Below are 17,773 nucleotides of genomic sequence, written 5' to 3'. Positions count from 1 at the left end.
GCTATGCGCCCCTACAATAATTTTCTGTTAACGAACGGCTTTGAGGGCTTCGTATAGTAAGCTGTATCGCTCGAATGCTGCTTCGTATGCAGGGTTTGCTTCTGGCAGTACGACTTTATTATCTTGGGGTAGGATCTCAAACGCCGCCTCTAAATCTGGACGCGCGCCAACTCCTACCATTGCTAGAATAGCAGCTCCATAAGCGGCTCCTTCTTCAGAAGAAGGAGCCATCAGTTCTGCTTGTAAAATGTCTGCCAAAATCCGCAACCAAGTGTTAGATCTCGCGCCTCCACCCGTTGCTAAGAGTTGATGAACGGGCATAATCTCACTGACGATCTCCATTGCCGTTCGCAAGCTAAATGCAACCCCCTCTAAGACGGCACGAACCAAATCTGCCTGTGTATGAGCCAACGACAGGTTAACCCAAGCCCCGCGAGTATCAGGATCGAGGTGGGGGCTACGTTCTCCTGCTAAATGGGGTAGAAATAGCACCCCACGCGCACCAGGTAGCGATCGCTCTGCCATCTCCATCAAATCGGTAAAGGCAAGCTTTGAGGCAAATGTATCTTTGTACCATCGCAGCGCCCCACCAGCCGCTAGCGTCACTCCCAGTAAGTGATAGCCACCGTCAGCATGGCAAAACAAATGCACTCGCCCTTCAGGATCGGGAATCGGGCGATCGCACGGGACAAAAATAACGCCCGATGTACCGATACTGAGACTGCCTCGGTTTAAATGACTAGACGAAATACCCAAGCCAATCGCCGCCGCTGCATTGTCACCACCACCTGCAACCACAGGTAATCCAGCAGGTAATCCCGTACGACTAGCTATTTCCGATTTCAACCGTCCGACGATCGCGGTAGACTCAACTACGGTAGGAAATAGCCCTGGATCGATCTTCAAGGCATTCAATATGTCTGCATCCCATTGCCGCTGCGCTAGATTCAAACATCCCGTACCGGATGCGTCAGAAGGCTCTGTCACTGCTTCCCCTGTCAGCACGTATCCCAGATAGTCTTTTGGCAAAAGAATCTGCTGTAGGCGATCGTATGCCTGCGGTTCTGCTGTCTGCAACCACACCACTTTCGGTAGTTGAAAACCTGTAATTGCTGGATTTCCCGTGCGTTGAATTAACTCTTGTCGCCCAATTGCAGTTTCAATTGTGTCAACCGCTTTACCCGTGCGCTGGTCGTTCCATAAAATTGCTGCTCTAATGACTTTACCATCTGCATCGAGCGGAACCATACCATGCATTTGTCCAGACAAACCCAGGGCGATCGCTGAGTGTCCGTTTAGCCTTTGCGTCAGATCTGATAGGGCTTCTAGACTAGCTGCAACCCAATCAGCAGGGTTTTGCTCAGTCCAACCAGGTTGTGGTGTTAACAGGGGATAGCTTCTCGTCGTCTGCGCGATCGGTTGCCCTTGGAGATCGACGGCGATCGCTCGCACCCCTCCCGTACCCAAATCTAAACCAATAACAACGTCAGCCAACCGCTTTTTCCCAAATTCACAAATCCTATCTTAGCGATTTTTAGAATGGCGATTGGTTTAAGCTCAGAAGAGAAATAAAATATTACCTCTGAAGCCAACGCCAATAATAGCGATTCCACTGATAAATTCCCTGAATTTCATACTCCATACCCGTATTTATTAAACGAATGATGCAACTAGTAATAATATTTTCACCATTCCGAACCTCGTTAACTTGAAGCACGGTACAGACAAACCATTGACGGCTGCAAGGTCCTTCATCTTGAACCCACTCCCACAAAGCATTAGAGACCTCAATGCGATCGCCTACTTTCAATTTCATTGGCGGTTCGTCATCAATTTCTACATATTTTTCAAAATGAGATGGTTCGATCCGATTGAGCCAAGATAAGCCAAAGCGATCGCGAATAAATTGGACGCTGCCCGAATCTCGCTCTTGCAGCCAATCGTTCATTAGTTGAACTTTCCAAGGTCGTTCCTGTCGCTCCTTTTCCCTCACAAACTGTAAAAAACTTTGTCGTTGTTCGAGAGTCAATTCGTCTAGAGGATTGATTTCCTGCCACTCCTGACGATTGCTATTTACCAACCCTTCTTTATAGAGTGATTCCAACACCACTTGCCGCAAAATTTGTTGCTGCTGTGGATTCAAAGGGCAATTTATAGCATCGCAGCGGGCGATCGCTGCTTGCAAGGCTGCTTCTATCTCACCTGGAGTCATAGCCAATAGCACGTTACTGCTAATTTCTATTTTCTTAATTATTACAGAGGGGCGAGGAGTGAGGAGTGAGGAGATAAGGCAGAGGGGGGAGACAAGGGAGACAAGGCAGACAAGGAAGAATGATTACCGTCAACTGTCAACTGTCAACCAATTACCCATTACCAACTACCAATTACCACTGGTCACTGATAACTGGTCACTGGTCACTGATTAGGGTAAGCTGAGGTTCTAGTCCCGATTAAGAAGATTACAGTTAAAAATATGCGGCGGATTCTGGCTTTAGTTTTCTCTTGCTTTGTGGGAGCGATCGCCTGGTTTAGCGCCTGGTTATATATACCCCCTGCTCATGCGTTGACTCAAATTAAATTAACTAATCTTGATTATCATGAGTGTCCCGCCGAGCTAGCAGCAGGAGCAGTGACAAGTGGTGGTAACACCAGGGCAGCAAAGTGCTTTATCGTCACTGGTAAAGCTGAAAATTCCACGAATAAAACTGTTTATGATGCTGATATTTTCGGGCGAGTTTACGACGCTAACAACGAGCCGATGATTCAAAACCGCACTCGTCTGGGGTCAATTCCCGAAATCCCACCAGGAGTTAGCGATTTTGAAATGCGACTCTCCGTTCCGGCAAATCAGCCTTTACCTTTACAGTTGAAACAATTTAAAGCAGCAGGTTTTGCTGCCCAAATTCGTAAATAAAGAGGGAACAAGGAACGGGGAACAGGAAATGGGCAAAACTGTTCCCTTCGCTTATTTCCTTCTATAGCCTTTTTCAATTGGATGAAATACAAGATATGTAGGGGCGCACAGCTGTGCGCCCCTACGAATGTATCGCATCATAACGAGAATCGTTATATCTTAAAAACCCATTGTCGGAGATCCACTCAATCCACCGACCAAACTACCCGCCAAATTGAGTAAAAGAATTGCCAAGATGGGAGAAATATCAATCCCACCTAGAGGCGGGATAATTGAGCGAAACAAGTTTAAGTAGGGGTCTGTGATTTGGCTCAACGCTGCGAAAGGCTGATTGTACCAGTCAATACTGGGAAACCAGGTCAGCAAAATCCGAATAATAATGAGAACAGAATAAATTTGGATGAATGTTGCAAGTGTATTTACAAGCAGCTGGGTTGAACTCATAGATGGGTAACTTTCCTGTCAAATATCAATAGTCACAATTCTTTTCAATCTAACCGATCTTTGCGACTAGCAAAGGAGAGAACTGGTTGAGGGTGACATCATCCGTTAGTATCAGCAACCTGAATAGAATAATACTATTCTAGGGCGCGATGTCTTCTTCTCGGTGCGGGACACGCTCGGAATCCCCTACCCGCTCCCCGTTGACTTGTCCTAACGTCAAGCGTACTTCGTCAATTGTCTCATTCAACTGGGCAATTTTATCTTCTAAGCTGCGGCGGGCAATTTCGATACTTTGTTCTGAAGCAGCTTTAAATTGTCGCCGCGATCGCCTGTTGTTAGATCCGGCTAGATTGGCATTGCGTCGATCTGGATCGGCTGATTGTTCTGACGATCTTTGGGTAACTAGCAGTGCGCCGATCGCACCTCCTAACACACCTCCTACAATCGTCCCGGCGATAAATCCAGTGCTAAATCCATCACGCTGACTCACAATCTCACCATCCCAAAGAATACGATCCCAGCTGCATCTTACCTTATGTGCTGAACCTTATGTACCGAAGGTGCGATCGCCTGCGTCTCCCAATCCTGGCACGATAAATCCTTGGCTATTCACTCCCTCGTCAATGGTTGCCGTGTATACAACTAAGCCGGGATACGCCACACTTAATTTTTGTAAAGCTGGGGGAGCGGCGACAATGGAAATAATTCGTGTTAGCGCCGGATCGACTCCCCGTTTGGTCAGTTCGCTCATTGTCATCATAATCGAACCTCCCGTTGCCAACATCGGTTCGGTAATCAACACCCGCGTCCCAGGTGGAAACTGAGCTGGTAATTTATTCAGATAGCAACTTGCTTCCAGCGTTTCTTCATTACGCACCAAACCGAGATGATAAATCGATGCTATAGGTAGTACAGTTTGCGCTGACTCTAGCAATGCTAAGCCCGCTCGTAAAATTGGGACGATCGCGATCGGCACTGTAGGATTAATCATTGTTGCCGGACAAGTAGCTAGAGGCGTTTGCACGGTTAATTCCTCTGTTGGCAACCATTCGCGTACTGCTTCGTAGGTCAACCATCGTCCTAGTTCTGTCATTGCGCTTTTAAATAGCACAGAAGGGGTATCAGCATCGCGAGCAACACCCAACCAATGCTGAATTAATGGGTGGGGAGGAACGTAAACGCGCAGTTGCAATGTCATGAATCTCTAGAAGGCAAGGTGATGCAATTGTTGAATCATCATACTCTGTAGAGACACAAAATTTTGCTAACGGGTAGACACGCAAAATTACTCTCCCTTACATCAGGTAGGTCATCTTGGCAATAGTTGAGAATATTTTTCATTAGTATTGACATTTATTCTCAATCAAGTTTATATTGTTTCTCAAGTGTTCTCCTCTCTTTAAGGATCGGCAGACGGGATTGGTCAGCAAGTGCGGCTAATCCCCATTTTTTTAGGGGTGGGGAGCGAGGAGCGAGAGGAAGAAAAGGTACACTATAAATTCAGTAAAGACTTTTAAAGTGCTAACCCCATGCCTGCTGTTCTACCTGCCTCTAACCCTTACTCCTCACCCCTCACTCCTCACTCCTCATTTGATGCCATCATCATCGGCTCGGGCATTGGGGGATTGGTGACAGCAACTCAACTAGCAGCCAAAGGCGCTAAAGTCTTAGTATTAGAACGCTACTTGATTCCTGGTGGTAGTGCAGGATACTTCGAGCGAGAAGGCTACCGTTTTGATGTTGGGGCATCAATGATTTTTGGCTTCGGCACGCAAGGCACGACTAACTTATTAACTAAAGCCTTAGCCGCAGTTGATGTGAGCCTGGAGACAACTCCCGATCCCGTGCAAGTTCAATATCATTTACCCAAAGGTTTAGACTTAAAAGTTCACCGCAATTATGAGAAGTTTTTGCAAGAACTGACAGCCTATTTTCCCCACGAACGCCAAGGCATCCGCAAATTTTACAACGAATGCTGGAAAGTTTTCAACTGTCTCAACAGTATGGACTTGCTGTCGTTAGAAGAACCTCGATATTTGACGCGAGTTTTCTTTCAGCATCCTTTTTCTTGTCTGGGGTTAGCCAAGTATTTGCCTCAAAATGTTGGCGATGTGGCACGACGCTATATTAAAGACCCGCAACTGTTGCAGTTTATTGACATGGAGTGTTACATCTGGTCGGTCGTTCCTGCCAACATGACACCGATGATTAATGCAGGGATGGTGTTTTCAGACAGACACTATGGCGGGATTAATTACCCCAAAGGGGGTGTGGGTCAAATTGCGCTGAAATTAGTAGAGGGGTTAGAAAAGGCTGGCGGGAAAATTCAGTATGAAGCGAGAGTGACAAATATTCTGACTGAAAACGGACGGGCTGTAGGCGTACAACTGACATCAGGAGAAGTCTATCGTGCCAAGCGCGTTGTTTCTAATGCGACTCGTTGGGATACATTTGAAAAATTACTGCCAGCCGAGAAAATGCCTCCCTCGGAACAGAAATGGCAGCAAAGATATCAAAAATCTCCTGGTTTTCTCAATTTGCACTTGGGAGTTAAAGCAGATGTGTTAGCACCAGGAACCGAATGCCATCACGTTTTATTAGAAGATTGGGACAAGATGGAGGCAGCAGAAGGAACGATTTTTGTTTCGATTCCAACTTTACTAGATCCCCAGTTAGCACCTGATGGATATCATATCGTCCACACTTTTACTCCTAGCTGGATAGAGGATTGGCAAGGATTATCGCCTACTCAGTACGAACAGAAGAAAGAAGATGCAGCCGGACGTGTAATCGATCGCCTTGAAAAGATTTTTCCTGGTTTAGATGCGGGTTTAGACTATATGGAGGTAGGCACGCCTCGCACCCATCGTCGCTTTTTAGGACGAGATGACGGGACTTATGGACCCATACCTCAGCGTAAGTTATTGGGATTGTTAGGAATGCCATTTAATCGCACGGCCGTACCTGGGTTGTATTGCGTTGGTGATAGTACATTTCCAGGGCAAGGATTGAATGCAGTCGCGTTTTCGGGGTTTGCTTGCGCCCACAGAATTGCCGTAGATTTGGGTTTGTAGCGTTTAAATAGCAGCATTACGGCAGATTGTCTGACCGATCTAACTGGGCTTTGGCACGCTGCCAGAGAGCTTCTAATTCTTCTAAAGAGTAATCTGTTAGGGGACGACCTGCCAATGTTTCTACTTGAGATAAGCGTTGAACGAAACGCTGATTTGTACCCTGTAAGGCAGCATCAGGATCGAGATCGTACCACCGCGCTAGGTTAATAATGACAAATAGCAAATCTCCCAGTTCTTCTTGTTGCCTTGCAGAAGATTCATGGGCGATCGCCTGTTGAAATTCTGCCAATTCTTCGTTAAATTTTTCCCAGACTCCTTCTACATTGTCCCATTCAAAGCCGACTGCCGCAGCTTTGCGCGAAATTTTCATTCCGGCGGTGAGGGGTGGGAGTGTACGAGCATATCGTAAAAGTTTATTGGTCAGTTTTTCTGCTGCAATTGGCGATTCACCTTTTTCCGCAGCTTTGATTGCTTCCCAATTCTGCCGCACTTGTTCGACGTTTTCTACAGTGACATTGCCGAAGACATGAGGATGGCGGCGAACTAGTTTTTGGGTAATGCCTTGGGCAACGTCTGCCAAACTAAAATCACCTGATTCTGAGGCAATTTGTGCTTGCAGAACGACTTGTAATAGTAAATCGCCTAATTCTTCTGCGATCGCATTTTTATCTCCACTGCGAATTGCGTCAACGACCTCATAAGCTTCTTCCGTCACGTAGGGAATTAATGTTTCTGGTGTTTGGACTAAATCCCAAGGACAACCACCATCAGGCGATCGTAATTTGGCTACTACATTAATTAGATCTTGTAAGGCGGCGAGAGTTTTATTATCGGTCATTGGTAATTGGTAATTGGTAATTGGCGATCGCAATCTTAAGTTCTAGATTTTGGATTAGAATGCTTTCCTCCTGTCTTCTGTCTCCTGTCTCCTGTCTCCTTTTTTCTGACTATTTTGCCACGTTGCGGTGGGAGATTGCGGTTTTTTTGTTTCTGCTGGCGTTTATAGGTAGAATGGCTCCAATCGCTGATAACGTGGCTCATCGCTCCCAATTCTAGTCCGAGACAGAGCGCGATCCATTCGGTGGCATGGTGAGTTAGCGATCGCTTGACCGTTTCCCACCAGGTCTGCCAGTGCCATCCCACATTCCACACAAATTGAGCAATTCCCAAAAAGAAAAGTCCTAAAATACTTAACCAGATAGCAAGGTAGATGAGGCGCAGGATCGTGCCGATCGCAAATCCGTGAGACAGTATGGAACGGTGCTTGACGGTTTTTTGATAAGGTATCCAAATCCAGCGCGCGTAACCCCAACGCTGGTACTGTCGAGAGTAGAGATCCAAGTCGGGACCAAACATCAGCCCGCTAAATAAATATGCCCCTGATAGGATTAATGTAATATTGCCGCTCTGAGTTTGTCCGAAGGCGATCCCGGCAACTACAGGTAAACTCCAGAGAGTGATGCGATCGTGCGTTTGACCAGAGGGCATGGGCTTGTTTTGGGTTAATTATTCGTAATTGGGACAAGGGGGACAAGGGGGACAAGGGAGAATGGTTTGTGGCAAACAAAAAATTTTTGGAAAAGCTGGATCTAAATCGTAGATGTTTGCTATGATAAACATCCGTGAGAAAAACGGCTACACGGGCGATTAGCTCAACGGTAGAGCGCCTGCCTTACAAGCAGGATGTTACAAGTTCGAATCTTGTATCGCCCATAAGTTATCAAAAAATCGAGTGTCAAAACCTACCAGTTTTGACACTCGATTTTTTATTTAGGCATTTTGACTTTTAACTTTTGTACGGGCGGGTTTAGCAAAGAGATTGACAATGTTAACCGTAAATTTTTGGTCAAAACCCGCCCCTACAATTCTTGAATGCGTTACTTTTGCTAAATTTTGGCTTCTTCTTTGACTAACTTGTCCCAACCCAAGTCTTTGAGGTTATTGTTACGGCGTAGGGGTCGAGTCACCAATTCGAGAATATCGCGGGCGTTGGTAAAGCCGTGAATTTGCGCAAATGTGAACTCTACAGACCACTTGGTATTGATTCCCCGTGCTTCTAGGGGGTTAGCATGAGCCATTCCAGTAATTACTAAGTCTGGCTTCAACTCATAAATCCGCTGGACTTGGTTGTAGTTATCTGGCTTCTCAACAATTCTAGGTAGTGGTACGCCCATTTCTTGACAAGTTTTTTCTAGCATTACCAATTCAGCCGCTTGGTAGCGTTTATCCATATATGGAATGCCAATTTCGGGTACGGTCATGCCACAGCGAATTAGGAATCTTGCCAAAGAGATTTCGAGTAAGTTATCTCCCATGAAGAAGGCAGATTTACCGCGAATCAATTGCACGTAATCTTCTAAATTTGCCCAAATTTGAGCTTCTCGTTCGTCTAACCCCTTGGGAGTGATGCCAAATACAGAGCAAATTTTTTCAACCCAAGCGCGAGTGCCATCGGGACCAATTGGAAAGGGTGCGCCGATGAGTTTGCACTTGCGACGACGCATTAAAGTTGTTGCCGTCCGCGATAAGAAGGGGTTGACACCAACGACATAATACCCTTCTTCTAGAACTGGTAGTTCTGTGTAGCGCTTGGCAGGTAGCCAGCCAGAAACTTTGATCCCCTGTTTTTTTAATTCCAAGGTAAGTTGGGTAACAACCGGATCGGGGAGAGAACCGAATAATACCAATGGCGGATGATCGACATACTCAGATTCTTCTTGGGCAAGTTCTTCTTTTTTCTTACCAAAGTGGAGCAGTTTTTGAATCGCGTTGCGTTCGTTTTTCTCAGTCTCGGCTACAGGTGCTTCATTCGGACAACGGGCTGCCATTGCTGCTAGGACTGTATCTTCCCCTTGGGTAAAAGCGTAGTCTAAGCCATTTGCCCGCGCTACCACGATGGGGATACCGATCTCGGATTCTAACTTGGGTGCTAAGCCTTCCAAGTCCATTTTGATGATTTCGGTGGTACAAGTACCGATCCAAACAATTACGCTGGGGTTGCGATCGCGCTTAATCTGCTCGCACAATCGCTTTAACTCCTCATAATCGTTCAACTGGGCAGAAATATCCCCTTCTTCTAGTTCTGCCATCGCATAGCGGGGTTCGGCAAAAATCATCACCCCCATAGCATTTTGCAAGAAATAGCCGCAGGTCTTCGTCCCAATTACCAAAAAGAAACTATCTTCAATTTTTTGGTAAAGCCATGCGACGCAACTAATTGGACAAAACGTATGATAATTGCCAGTCTCGCATTCAAAGTTTAGTGCTTCCGGTTGTGCCAAAGTCATAAATCAGTGTTCTCCCCTTCTGATTTAAAGGATGAATGGGGAACCGAGAGACACGGGAGACAAGGAGGACAAGGGAGACAAGGAGGAAAGATTCATTCAATATCTAAAATTCCCCGACTCCCGACTCCCGACTCCCGACTCCCCAATTAAAATTCAGGAAATAAACGTGAAATTTCGTCGTCGCTAGTTTTACCTTCTTTAGGACGGTTAGAACTCGCAGACTGTTCGTCCGCCCAGATATCGCCGAAGTCAGACTGACTAAAATTTTTTTTTACGTCAGGTGTTTGTCCGGTTGCCTGCATTGTTGTAGAAGAGACATCACCCGTAGATAATGCATCCAACTCGCTTTCGGCGCGATCGTCCATCATACCCATGAGCGCATCCATTTGCGTGTCAGGATTAGAGGGATGGGGGTTTCCCATCGGATTGTGCGGGCGATCGCTTTGCATCTTTTCTGGGTCAAAATTTAACTCCAGAACGTCAATTAAAGCATTGAGATCGGGATTGAGTTTAGTAAAAGGAATCATCAATTCGGCTAATTGCGGTTCCAGCGCGCTCACAACTCCCAGGATGAGGTTAGAAGATGGTCGCCTTCCACCATCGGGCGTGGTGACGTATTCTACTTCCATTTGCTTAGCAATCCAAGCATGATTGGCATGAAAGAATTGCACCCACTTTTGTTTTAAAGATGCCGTTAAGTCTGTGAAAAATGCCATCTACTTTACACCTCATCCAAAAATACTAGACCGATCAAACCATCATCAAGTCTAGTTCTTCTTCTGGAGCTGGAACAGGTGGTTTGGTGGGATTGAGGTAAAAATCAGACAACAGGGCAAATAATTCGCGATCTGGCGAGTCATTTGGCACAACTCCTTCTGGACGCGCCAAAATTTGGTCGGCGACGTTGAGATAGTAATCGCAGACGTAATTTAGGGAAGGATCGGACTCAGCCATTTCAAACAAAGTTTTGCCTTTGACGCGAGAGACGCGAATATCTTCGATGAGCGGCAATACTTCTAATACGGGCATGGGTACGGATTCGATATATTTATCGATCAGGTCGCGTTTAGCGGTGCGATTGCCAATCAATCCTGCTAGTCGTAGGGGGTGAGTACGTGCTTTTTCCCTGACGGAAGCAGCAATACGATTGGCAGCAAATAAAGCATCAAAGCCGTTATCGGTGACAATCATGCAGTAGTCAGCGTAGTTTAATGGGGCAGCAAAGCCACCACATACCACGTCACCCAATACGTCAAATAGAATTACGTCGTATTCGTCAAAGGCGTTGAGTTCTTTCAACAGCTTGACTGTCTCGCCAACGACGTAACCACCGCAACCTGCACCCGCTGGTGGTCCCCCTGCTTCAACGCAATCTACACCGCCATATCCTTTGTAAATCACGTCCTCAGCCCAGACATCTTCGTAGTGATAGTCTTTTGACTGAAGCGTGTCGATAATGGTGGGAATTAAAAATCCTGTCAGGGTAAAGGTACTATCGTGCTTGGGATCGCACCCGATTTGTAAAACCTTTTTACCGCGCTTGGCAAGGGCGACAGAAATGTTACAGCTCGTTGTAGATTTACCGATGCCACCTTTTCCGTAGACTGCAAGTTTCACGTTGGGTTGGCTCCTATCGTTGTTTTGTTATGGCTCTGGCTCAAGAAGTACACGAAGTCAAAAGTCAAAAGTTAAAAATCAAAAGCCCTATGTTGTGGGCATTTGGTACTTTTCCTTATTGATAATTTATTTTTGTCGTGCTGTACTAGCTTGCTGATTGCCGTTTTTGGTTCGATTACTTGTCATTATCTGGCAAGGGCAAGGGAAATGAAAGGGCATCTTAAGATAAGAAAGAGAGTAAATCAGTATCTTTGAATTAATGAAAGTAATATTCTCTATAATATCGTCTGAAAACTCTATTCAAGTTTAAATTATTGTTTTAAATCAATTTTGTGTTTTTGTTTTATGTAAATAGTTACAAAATACAAATAAACGTGTTTGTGGAAACGATCGCGATCGCTGAGTTCCAAAGCTAGAGTATTTATACTTATTAAACTTGTAATAGCGATCGCAAATATCGCCCTAATCCCTCTTACTCGGGGCGATCGAGGTGTCCTCTGATTAAGAGTTAAATTTTGCTGAAATTGAGCTACGTTACGAGACAAATAGCAAAACTATGGCGATCGCACTGTGAAAATGGAGTTAGCAGGTAAGTAAAGCAGTTGGTAATAAGCGATCGCTCAGTTTATACAAAGAATCATTAATTTTTTCAAGCCACAGACTCAGATCCCCCCTAGCCCCCCTTGGAAAGGGAGGAACAAAAGCCCCCCCTTTCGACAGTATGAACAAAAGCCCCCTTCCGACGGTGTGAACAAATCGCCCCCCTGCCAACGCCACAAACAAAAGCCCCCCTTTTTAAGGGGGGTTGGGGGGATCTCTTTTGCCGTAGTCGAAAATTCAAAAGGCACGAAATATAGATGCGATCGCAAATTCTCGCTCCTAGCAGTAGAATCTACTGTATGCCGAAACTACTAACTTAAATTTCTGTCTACGCTTGCCACAAAATCTCAGGTTTAGAAGAAATAAGGAAGATGTACGCGACCGGAGATGCGATCGTGGCTGGTATCACATTCTGCCAGTAATTTGCATTGCCAGCTTTTTCTTCTACCTGCAAGCCCGTTACTTACATTTAGCAGCGTTTCCATTTACTGATGAAGGAGTTTATGCAGAAGCGGGACGATTGATGTTGGAAGGACTCGTCCCCCACAAAGATTTTCCGCTTTGGCATTTACCGTTGTTACCACTATATAGTGGCATCGTCATGAAATTAAGCGGAAATATGTACTGGGTACGGTTATTATTTCTTGCTTTGAATTGCTTTGCCGTCGTTCCCTTTTATTTAACTTGTAAAAAGTTACGAGATAATTCTTCAGCCGCCATTCTTGCCATTTTATTTTACCTGACATTTCACGAACTGATGTTTCAGGATTTTCGATTTCTGGCAATTAGGCAAATGGCAAACAATTTTCTAATTGTATTCTTCTATTTAGGGGTTTGTCAAAAGCAGTGGAAATGGACACCAATCGCGCAAGCTCTCTTATTTGGAACATCAGTATTACTATTTTTACCTAACTTATTAAATTTTTCTTTTCTAGCTTTGGCAATGAGTTACTCTGAAGAGTCAAGAGTACAGCGATCGCAAGAATTAAAAAAATATTTTTTACTCGGTGTTCTAGCAATATTTATCTTATTTATCTATTTTGTGTTTGTTCCTCGCAGTCTCGATCAAATTGTATTCGGACAAATAAACCGCGAAGCAACTGGGAGATTCGAGCGGTTATTTGTTCTTTTACAAGCTAAAAAAGATATATATTTATATCTACTTGGTTGCAGCGGACTTATTTATACATCTATCCGGCAAAGAAAATTAAGATTTTACGCTTTAGCATTCCTTGGCTTAGTTGTAACTAGCACCTTTCTTTCTTCAAACTTCTTTCCTCACTATATGTCAGGTGCTGCACCAGCATTTGCTTTTGGTATATTTGGGTTAGAAATAGGAATTTACCAATTTTGCCAGCGTCTTCCTCTAAGTGCGATCGCTGCAAATTTTATCTCGTTAATTATTTATATCCTGCTTTTTTTATATCAATTTTCAAATACATTTCCCTCCTTGTACGAGCAATGGACAAATAATCGTAATCCTAGTTATTCTCAGACAGTTGCAGCACTTACCAAAACGCCCGAACCACTCCTAACTATGGAACCTATCTTTGCTGTTGAAGCAGGAAAAAAGCTGGTCAGAACGCCAATTGAAATCTATTTTCGCGCCCCAAAAATTGATTTTTCTAATCCAGATGTTGCAAATAAGTTTAGTCAACAAGATTTTCAAGCTATGGCAACTGAAGCCTGCACGATCTTTTTAGAAGGCAAGGGCGAACAAGTTTTTCCGATTGAGTTACAAAAACGATGGCGAGTAGAATTTCAGACTTTTCAGAAAACTCAATGGGGAACCATTTTGTTAACGAATAGTCCTGGTTGTAATTAGTTGTCAGTTAAAGGTTGTTAAAAGCGATCGCGCAAAGGCGCTAAGTCGCAAAAGGGTTAGCTTGTGGTTACTTTGAATTTTATTTCTTGGTTGCTAGTAATTGCTGATAAATATTGTCGTGTGCTTCGGCGATCGCAGACCAAGTAAAGCGATCGCTCAATTTCCTAGCTGTAGCACTGAGGCGATCGCATTTCGCTCGATCTAAAATGAGTTTGAGCAAAGCCTCAGTTAGTGCTGTGTCATTGCGAGTTGGTATGAGTTTCAGCAGATTTTCAGCTAATAAATCGGGATCTGGTGGAGTTCTATGAGTAGCAATTACAGGCAAACCATGCGCCATTAAAGCTAGTAAAGAGCCGCTTTTGAGCGTCAAACGCCATGATTGAAAGGTAACACGCCCAGATCGGCTCCAGAGAGGTAGTGAGAAGCTGTTTCACCACTTACGTAACCTGTCATCGAAACGCGATCGCTCAGATGGAGTTCCTTGACTAATACTTGCAGCCGATCCCAATAAGATTTTGCTTCTTCTCCCTGTAAAGCCAAACTTTCCATGCCTCCCGGTAATAGCAATCGCGCCTGAGGCTGTTGAGTCATAACTTGCCTAAATGCCGATAATAAATACTCGATGCCTTTAACGGGATGCAGAAAGCCAAAAAAGACAACTACAAAACTATCGGCTAACCAATCAAATTGCTGTCGTAGCTGCTGTCGCGCCTGTTGGCGATCGATTGGAACTACTGTGATATTTGCGGCGATCGCAATTCGGTGCAAGCGATCGGCATAATTGGGCATTCGTTGGAGGATGACACTTTCTGCCTCGGCGTTAGTCGTAATCATGGCATCGCTTCCCGTGAGTAAAAAACCATCTTCTCGATCCCACCATCCCCGCTGTTGTCCCCACATTTTGGTAGCGATATGCAAGTAGTGGTGAGGTTCAAACCCCTGCTATCTCTGCATTATAGCCATGAATGAAGTCCCAAATCGCTCCAATATGATTGTTGAGCTTTTTGGAAAATGATAGGCTTTGTCGGTCGTGCCTCAAGCAAGTGTGGAATAAGCCGCAATATCATTCCAAGTCCAAGGACGATTGGTTAGCTCTGCCCTCTGTGCCGCTGTAGTTCCCAGGCACGAATGCTGCCAAATCCAATTGAAATAACTAACCACAAGCCTCAAAGTCACGGTAGTGCTATTTAGGAAAGGCTAGAGAAAATAGAAGTAGAATAGCTGGCTATTGACAGTTTACGGCGTAACTTCGCATTGTAGTCATGCACAAAACTCCAAATCGCTGCAATGTGGTTGTCTAACTGTTTAGAAAACGACAAACTCTCGCGGACGAGTCGAGAAACTCGTTGTCGCAAAGTACAGTTGAACCGTTCAATATAGCTCGTGAATCCGCTATCTTTATCGACTGGACAATGGCGCTGGCTCGGTAGGACAGTAGGATAAGCGCTCCAACGGTCGGTGTAGAGCACAGCACATTGACGGGTAGAGCGGTGGCATCGATCTCCATAACGCTTTTGCCGAGTCGCCACTACGAGCGCCTATATGCAAGCCGACCATCTCTCGTGTTGCAGCATCTAATGCTAACCACACCCATTGCTCATCGCCTTTGTCATTGACAAACGACCACAGTTCATCCCCTCCTGTCCATAGCCACCAGGTACAAGCAGTAGGTCGAGCGGCGGTGACTCGGATAGCGTTTTCTCTGGTGTCAAAATCAATCCTTGGACATCCTTCACGGGCATCTTTTCCTTCCAAAGAATATGAAAAGTAGAATTAGGGAGCCGCGAGAGGACTTCAAATGGAGCGGTAAAGTCGGTCTGATCTAGACCTGGAAAGATAATTGCACCAATATTGAGGTGAATTTCCTCTGGGATATTACTCACTTTATCTCCTAACTTAAATCGATCCAAATCGCTTTGGTGTGCGTATAGTTCTCCATCACCTCTTTGCCATTCTCGCGCCCGAAGCCAGAAGCTTTGTAGCCCCCAAATGGAACGGAGACATCATAGACGTTGTAGCAATTGATCCAACAAGTTCCGGCTTGCATTGCATTCGCCACTCGAAAGGCTTTTTTAATGTCGCGAGTGTGAACCCCAGAGGCTAATCCGAAGTTCATGCCGTTGGCAATTCGGATCGCTTCCTCTTCTGTGTCAAACGGAATCACAGTCAAGACTGGACCAAAAATTTCCTCTTGAGCAATCCGCATCTCGTTGGTGGCATTCGTGAAAATTGTCGGCTGGAAGTAATAGCCTTTGCCATTCGTACCATCTGGATAGAATCGTTCGCCACCGTACCGCAAAGTTGCACCATCCTGCTTGCCATACTCGACGTACTGCATCACTTTCTGGAGTTGTCCGGCATCGGCTAAGGGACCAAATAGCACTTCTGGATCGAGCGGATTGCCCATCTCGATTTGGCTCACATAGTTGACGAGTCCATCGACAACAGCATCGTGAATCGATCGCTCTATTAACAATCGCGACCCTGCCGAACACATTTCACCTTTGTTGTAGAAGATGCCAAAGAAAGCATTGGCGATCGCGCTGTCCAGATCGGCATCAGCAAACACAATATTGGCAGATTTCCCACCCAGTTCCATCGTGGTTTTCTTGAGCGTATCGGCGCTATTGCGAATAATACCGATGCCAACTTCTGTTGAGCCTGTGAAGCTAATCTTGTTGATGGCAGGATGTTTGACTAATCGATCGCCCACTCTGCCACCAGAACCCGTGACCATGTTGTAAACTCCAGCAGGCAATCCTGCTTCATCAAAGATTTCTGCCAGTTTGATGGCAGATAACGGTGTCGCACTGGCAGGCTTATGAATTACGGTATTCCCAGCAGCGAGGGCAGGAGCGATCTTGGTTCCTGCAAGTATCAGTGGGAAGTTAAACGGGGTGATGGCAGCGACAACTCCCAACGGTTCCCGAACGATCGTGACGTGCTTCGGGGTATGTTCTGGCGGTGGTGAAACCAGACGAGTCACACCATCGATTTCTGGAGCCATGCCTGCATAGTAGCGAAATAAATCGGCAAGCAAGTAAACATCGATTGTCTTAGCAAAGTAGACTGCCTTGCCCATATCGAGCGTTTCGCACAGTGCTAGATCGTCCGCATATTTTTCGATCAATTCTGCAACACGAGTAAGAATTTTCTGTCGTTCGTGCCCAGTCATTTTTGCCCAAGGTTCGTCATCAAAAGCATGACGGGCAGCAAGAATAGCATCTTCTACATCTTGTTCGGAGGCTTCGGGAATCTCTGCGATCGCCGTTTCCGTAATCGGGCTAATGGTAGGACGAGTTTTGCCGTCCGATGCCGATCGCCATTGTCCATTGATGTATAGTTTTGCTTGTTTAATCGGCGGTTTGGGAAGTGCGATCGGTGAATTTATGGTTGCAGTCATTGTAATTTCTCTATGATAGTGATTTAAGGGGAATGAGTTTTATTGCTTAACTTCACTCTGCTCGTTAACCGCGCCAGCGATAATCCACGGGAACCCAGGCATAACTAAGATCTTCTGCGCGGATGTGACCCACTCCTGGAAAGGGCAAATGTGCAGTAGCGACTAGGCGGCGCGATTTTTCGGCACGGGCAAACTGTTTCGCTCGTTGCTCTGCTGCGGCATTGGCATTGACATCGTAGACAACTGTAATTTTAGGATTCGGAAATTGAATTGAGCCGAAGTGAATAATATCGCCCCAAAACTCAATGCTCTCGCCCCCGCTTTCCACTACATATAAGGTGTGTCCTGGCGTGTGCCCGGGTGTAGGACGCGCAACGATTCCTGGTAAGATAGTTGTCTCGCCAGAAAACGATTTTAGCTTGCCTGCATCGAGGTATGGCTTGACCGTTTTGACTGCTTCATCAAAATACCTGCGATCGAGATGCGATCGCTCTGCATTTGCGGGATCGAGCCAGAAATCGACATCGGGCTTGCCAACATAAACTGTAGCCGTAGGAAACATCAATCGCCCATTTTCGACCAAACCGCCGCTGTGGTCGCTATGGATAT

At 45.5% G+C, this 17,773-nt stretch carries 19 protein-coding genes, 1 tRNA gene and 3 pseudogenes; 5 read left to right on the top strand and 18 right to left on the bottom strand.

Annotation, left to right across the window (positions count from 1 at the left end; genetic code table 11):
• Positions 1-27: 27 nt before the first annotated feature.
• On the bottom strand, positions 28-1,494 hold the full coding sequence (xylB, locus tag H6G17_RS09360; protein ID WP_192156440.1) for a xylulokinase: 1,467 nt from the start codon (positions 1,492-1,494) through the stop codon (positions 28-30).
• Between the two features lie 82 nt (positions 1,495-1,576).
• The gene (locus H6G17_RS09355; protein WP_192156438.1) at positions 1,577-2,212 is read right to left on the bottom strand and encodes a hypothetical protein; all 636 of its coding nucleotides are present in this window, start codon (positions 2,210-2,212) and stop codon (positions 1,577-1,579) included.
• Positions 2,213-2,473: 261 nt separating this feature from the next.
• On the opposite strand from H6G17_RS09355, the gene H6G17_RS09350 reads away from it, so the two are divergent.
• Positions 2,474-2,914 carry a hypothetical protein gene (locus H6G17_RS09350; RefSeq protein ID WP_192156436.1) on the top strand — a complete coding sequence of 147 codons (441 nt, stop codon included), beginning with the start codon at positions 2,474-2,476 and terminating at the stop codon, positions 2,912-2,914.
• 159 nt (positions 2,915-3,073) lie between these two features.
• Here the strand turns inward: H6G17_RS09350 and H6G17_RS09345 are convergent, their stop codons facing one another.
• The 3 genes from H6G17_RS09345 to upp form a co-directional block, all read right to left on the bottom strand.
• A complete protein-coding gene (locus tag H6G17_RS09345; protein WP_015156463.1) occupies positions 3,074-3,358 on the bottom strand; it encodes a YggT family protein in 285 nt (94 codons plus the stop codon).
• A 139-nt stretch (positions 3,359-3,497) separates the two neighbouring features.
• A complete protein-coding gene (locus H6G17_RS09340; protein ID WP_192156434.1) occupies positions 3,498-3,848 on the bottom strand; it encodes a hypothetical protein in 351 nt (116 codons plus the stop codon).
• Between the two features lie 57 nt (positions 3,849-3,905).
• Positions 3,906-4,556, bottom strand: a complete 651-nt coding sequence (upp, locus tag H6G17_RS09335; RefSeq protein WP_192156432.1) for a uracil phosphoribosyltransferase — start codon at positions 4,554-4,556, stop codon at positions 3,906-3,908.
• A gap of 331 nt (positions 4,557-4,887) precedes the next feature.
• On the opposite strand from upp, the gene crtH reads away from it, so the two are divergent.
• Positions 4,888-6,432 carry a carotenoid isomerase gene (crtH, locus tag H6G17_RS09330; RefSeq protein ID WP_192156428.1) on the top strand — a complete coding sequence of 515 codons (1,545 nt, stop codon included), beginning with the start codon at positions 4,888-4,890 and terminating at the stop codon, positions 6,430-6,432.
• 16 nt (positions 6,433-6,448) lie between these two features.
• Here the strand turns inward: crtH and mazG are convergent, their stop codons facing one another.
• Together mazG and H6G17_RS09320 are read right to left on the bottom strand one after the other, a co-directional pair.
• On the bottom strand, positions 6,449-7,270 hold the full coding sequence (gene mazG / locus H6G17_RS09325) for a nucleoside triphosphate pyrophosphohydrolase (RefSeq protein WP_192156426.1): 822 nt from the start codon (positions 7,268-7,270) through the stop codon (positions 6,449-6,451).
• Between the two features lie 35 nt (positions 7,271-7,305).
• Positions 7,306-7,920, bottom strand: a complete 615-nt coding sequence (locus tag H6G17_RS09320; protein ID WP_192156424.1) for a metal-binding protein — start codon at positions 7,918-7,920, stop codon at positions 7,306-7,308.
• Between the two features lie 153 nt (positions 7,921-8,073).
• Between H6G17_RS09320 and H6G17_RS09315 the strand changes: the two genes are divergently transcribed.
• Positions 8,074-8,145, top strand: a tRNA-Val gene (locus H6G17_RS09315).
• 173 nt (positions 8,146-8,318) lie between these two features.
• Here H6G17_RS09315 and H6G17_RS09310 read toward each other — a convergent pair.
• Positions 8,319-9,719, bottom strand: coding sequence for a ferredoxin:protochlorophyllide reductase (ATP-dependent) subunit N (locus tag H6G17_RS09310; protein ID WP_192156422.1), 1,401 nt, complete (start codon positions 9,717-9,719; stop codon positions 8,319-8,321).
• Between the two features lie 6 nt (positions 9,720-9,725).
• Between H6G17_RS09310 and H6G17_RS09305 the strand changes: the two genes are divergently transcribed.
• Positions 9,726-9,869, top strand: coding sequence for a hypothetical protein (locus H6G17_RS09305; protein WP_192156420.1), 144 nt, complete (start codon positions 9,726-9,728; stop codon positions 9,867-9,869).
• Here H6G17_RS09305 and H6G17_RS09300 read toward each other — a convergent pair.
• The gene (locus H6G17_RS09300) at positions 9,866-10,435 is read right to left on the bottom strand and encodes a DUF5331 domain-containing protein (protein ID WP_192156418.1); all 570 of its coding nucleotides are present in this window, start codon (positions 10,433-10,435) and stop codon (positions 9,866-9,868) included. The two genes, H6G17_RS09305 and H6G17_RS09300, sit on opposite strands and share 4 nt — an antisense overlap.
• A gap of 34 nt (positions 10,436-10,469) precedes the next feature.
• Positions 10,470-11,336 (bottom strand): ferredoxin:protochlorophyllide reductase (ATP-dependent) iron-sulfur ATP-binding protein, encoded by an 867-nt coding sequence (gene bchL / locus H6G17_RS09295; protein ID WP_192156416.1) that lies wholly within the window; start codon positions 11,334-11,336, stop codon positions 10,470-10,472.
• 934 nt (positions 11,337-12,270) lie between these two features.
• On the opposite strand from bchL, the gene H6G17_RS09290 reads away from it, so the two are divergent.
• Positions 12,271-13,761 (top strand): hypothetical protein, encoded by a 1,491-nt coding sequence (locus tag H6G17_RS09290; RefSeq protein ID WP_192156415.1) that lies wholly within the window; start codon positions 12,271-12,273, stop codon positions 13,759-13,761.
• 79 nt (positions 13,762-13,840) lie between these two features.
• On the opposite strand, the gene H6G17_RS32555 is transcribed toward H6G17_RS09290, so the two are convergent.
• The 8 genes and pseudogenes from H6G17_RS32555 to H6G17_RS09260 all read right to left on the bottom strand — a co-directional run.
• Positions 13,841-14,131 (bottom strand): hypothetical protein, encoded by a 291-nt coding sequence (locus tag H6G17_RS32555; protein ID WP_199316615.1) that lies wholly within the window; start codon positions 14,129-14,131, stop codon positions 13,841-13,843.
• Complete coding sequence (locus H6G17_RS09285; protein WP_199316614.1) at positions 14,128-14,661, bottom strand: glycosyltransferase; 534 nt, start codon at positions 14,659-14,661, stop codon at positions 14,128-14,130. The genes H6G17_RS32555 and H6G17_RS09285 overlap by 4 nt, the downstream gene beginning before the upstream one ends.
• A 31-nt stretch (positions 14,662-14,692) precedes the next feature.
• Positions 14,693-14,788, bottom strand: a pseudogene (locus H6G17_RS09280) (IS1 family transposase); the annotation flags it as partial.
• A gap of 8 nt (positions 14,789-14,796) precedes the next feature.
• Positions 14,797-14,943 (bottom strand): annotated as a pseudogene (locus H6G17_RS33405) (IS1 family transposase); the annotation flags it as partial.
• Positions 14,944-14,948: 5 nt separating this feature from the next.
• A pseudogene (locus tag H6G17_RS09275) lies at positions 14,949-15,396 on the bottom strand (IS1 family transposase); the annotation flags it as partial.
• A complete protein-coding gene (locus H6G17_RS09270; protein ID WP_192156411.1) occupies positions 15,342-15,644 on the bottom strand; it encodes a hypothetical protein in 303 nt (100 codons plus the stop codon). The pseudogene H6G17_RS09275 and the gene H6G17_RS09270, both read right to left, overlap by 55 nt.
• An 8-nt stretch (positions 15,645-15,652) precedes the next feature.
• Positions 15,653-17,164, bottom strand: a complete 1,512-nt coding sequence (locus H6G17_RS09265; protein ID WP_192156409.1) for an aldehyde dehydrogenase family protein — start codon at positions 17,162-17,164, stop codon at positions 15,653-15,655.
• Between the two features lie 64 nt (positions 17,165-17,228).
• The coding region (locus H6G17_RS09260; RefSeq protein ID WP_192156407.1) for an MBL fold metallo-hydrolase at positions 17,229-17,773 on the bottom strand (545 nt) is incomplete at its 5' end.

Source organism: Chroococcidiopsis sp. [FACHB-1243] (assembly GCF_014696895.1).
Classification (GTDB): Bacteria; Cyanobacteriota; Cyanobacteriia; order Cyanobacteriales; family Chroococcidiopsidaceae; genus Chroococcidiopsis.
The sequence above is the reverse complement of the archived record's forward strand: the minus strand, read 5'-3'. Positions and strand labels throughout refer to the sequence as shown.

Excerpts from the sequence above, each read along its gene's own strand:
- H6G17_RS09355 (WP_192156438.1), bottom strand. The coding sequence starts at position 2,212 with ATGACTCCAGGTGAGATAGAAGCAGCCTTGCAAGCAGCGATCGCCCGC.
- H6G17_RS09350 (WP_192156436.1), top strand. The coding sequence starts at position 2,474 with ATGCGGCGGATTCTGGCTTTAGTTTTCTCTTGCTTTGTGGGAGCGATC.
- H6G17_RS09345 (WP_015156463.1), bottom strand. The coding sequence starts at position 3,358 with ATGAGTTCAACCCAGCTGCTTGTAAATACACTTGCAACATTCATCCAA.
- upp (WP_192156432.1), bottom strand. The coding sequence starts at position 4,556 with ATGACATTGCAACTGCGCGTTTACGTTCCTCCCCACCCATTAATTCAG.
- crtH (WP_192156428.1), top strand. The coding sequence starts at position 4,888 with ATGCCTGCTGTTCTACCTGCCTCTAACCCTTACTCCTCACCCCTCACT.
- mazG (WP_192156426.1), bottom strand. The coding sequence starts at position 7,270 with ATGACCGATAATAAAACTCTCGCCGCCTTACAAGATCTAATTAATGTA.
- H6G17_RS09320 (WP_192156424.1), bottom strand. The coding sequence starts at position 7,920 with ATGCCCTCTGGTCAAACGCACGATCGCATCACTCTCTGGAGTTTACCT.
- H6G17_RS09310 (WP_192156422.1), bottom strand. The coding sequence starts at position 9,719 with ATGACTTTGGCACAACCGGAAGCACTAAACTTTGAATGCGAGACTGGC.
- H6G17_RS09300 (WP_192156418.1), bottom strand. The coding sequence starts at position 10,435 with ATGGCATTTTTCACAGACTTAACGGCATCTTTAAAACAAAAGTGGGTG.
- H6G17_RS09285 (WP_199316614.1), bottom strand. The coding sequence starts at position 14,661 with ATGTGGGGACAACAGCGGGGATGGTGGGATCGAGAAGATGGTTTTTTA.
- H6G17_RS09265 (WP_192156409.1), bottom strand. The coding sequence starts at position 17,164 with ATGACTGCAACCATAAATTCACCGATCGCACTTCCCAAACCGCCGATT.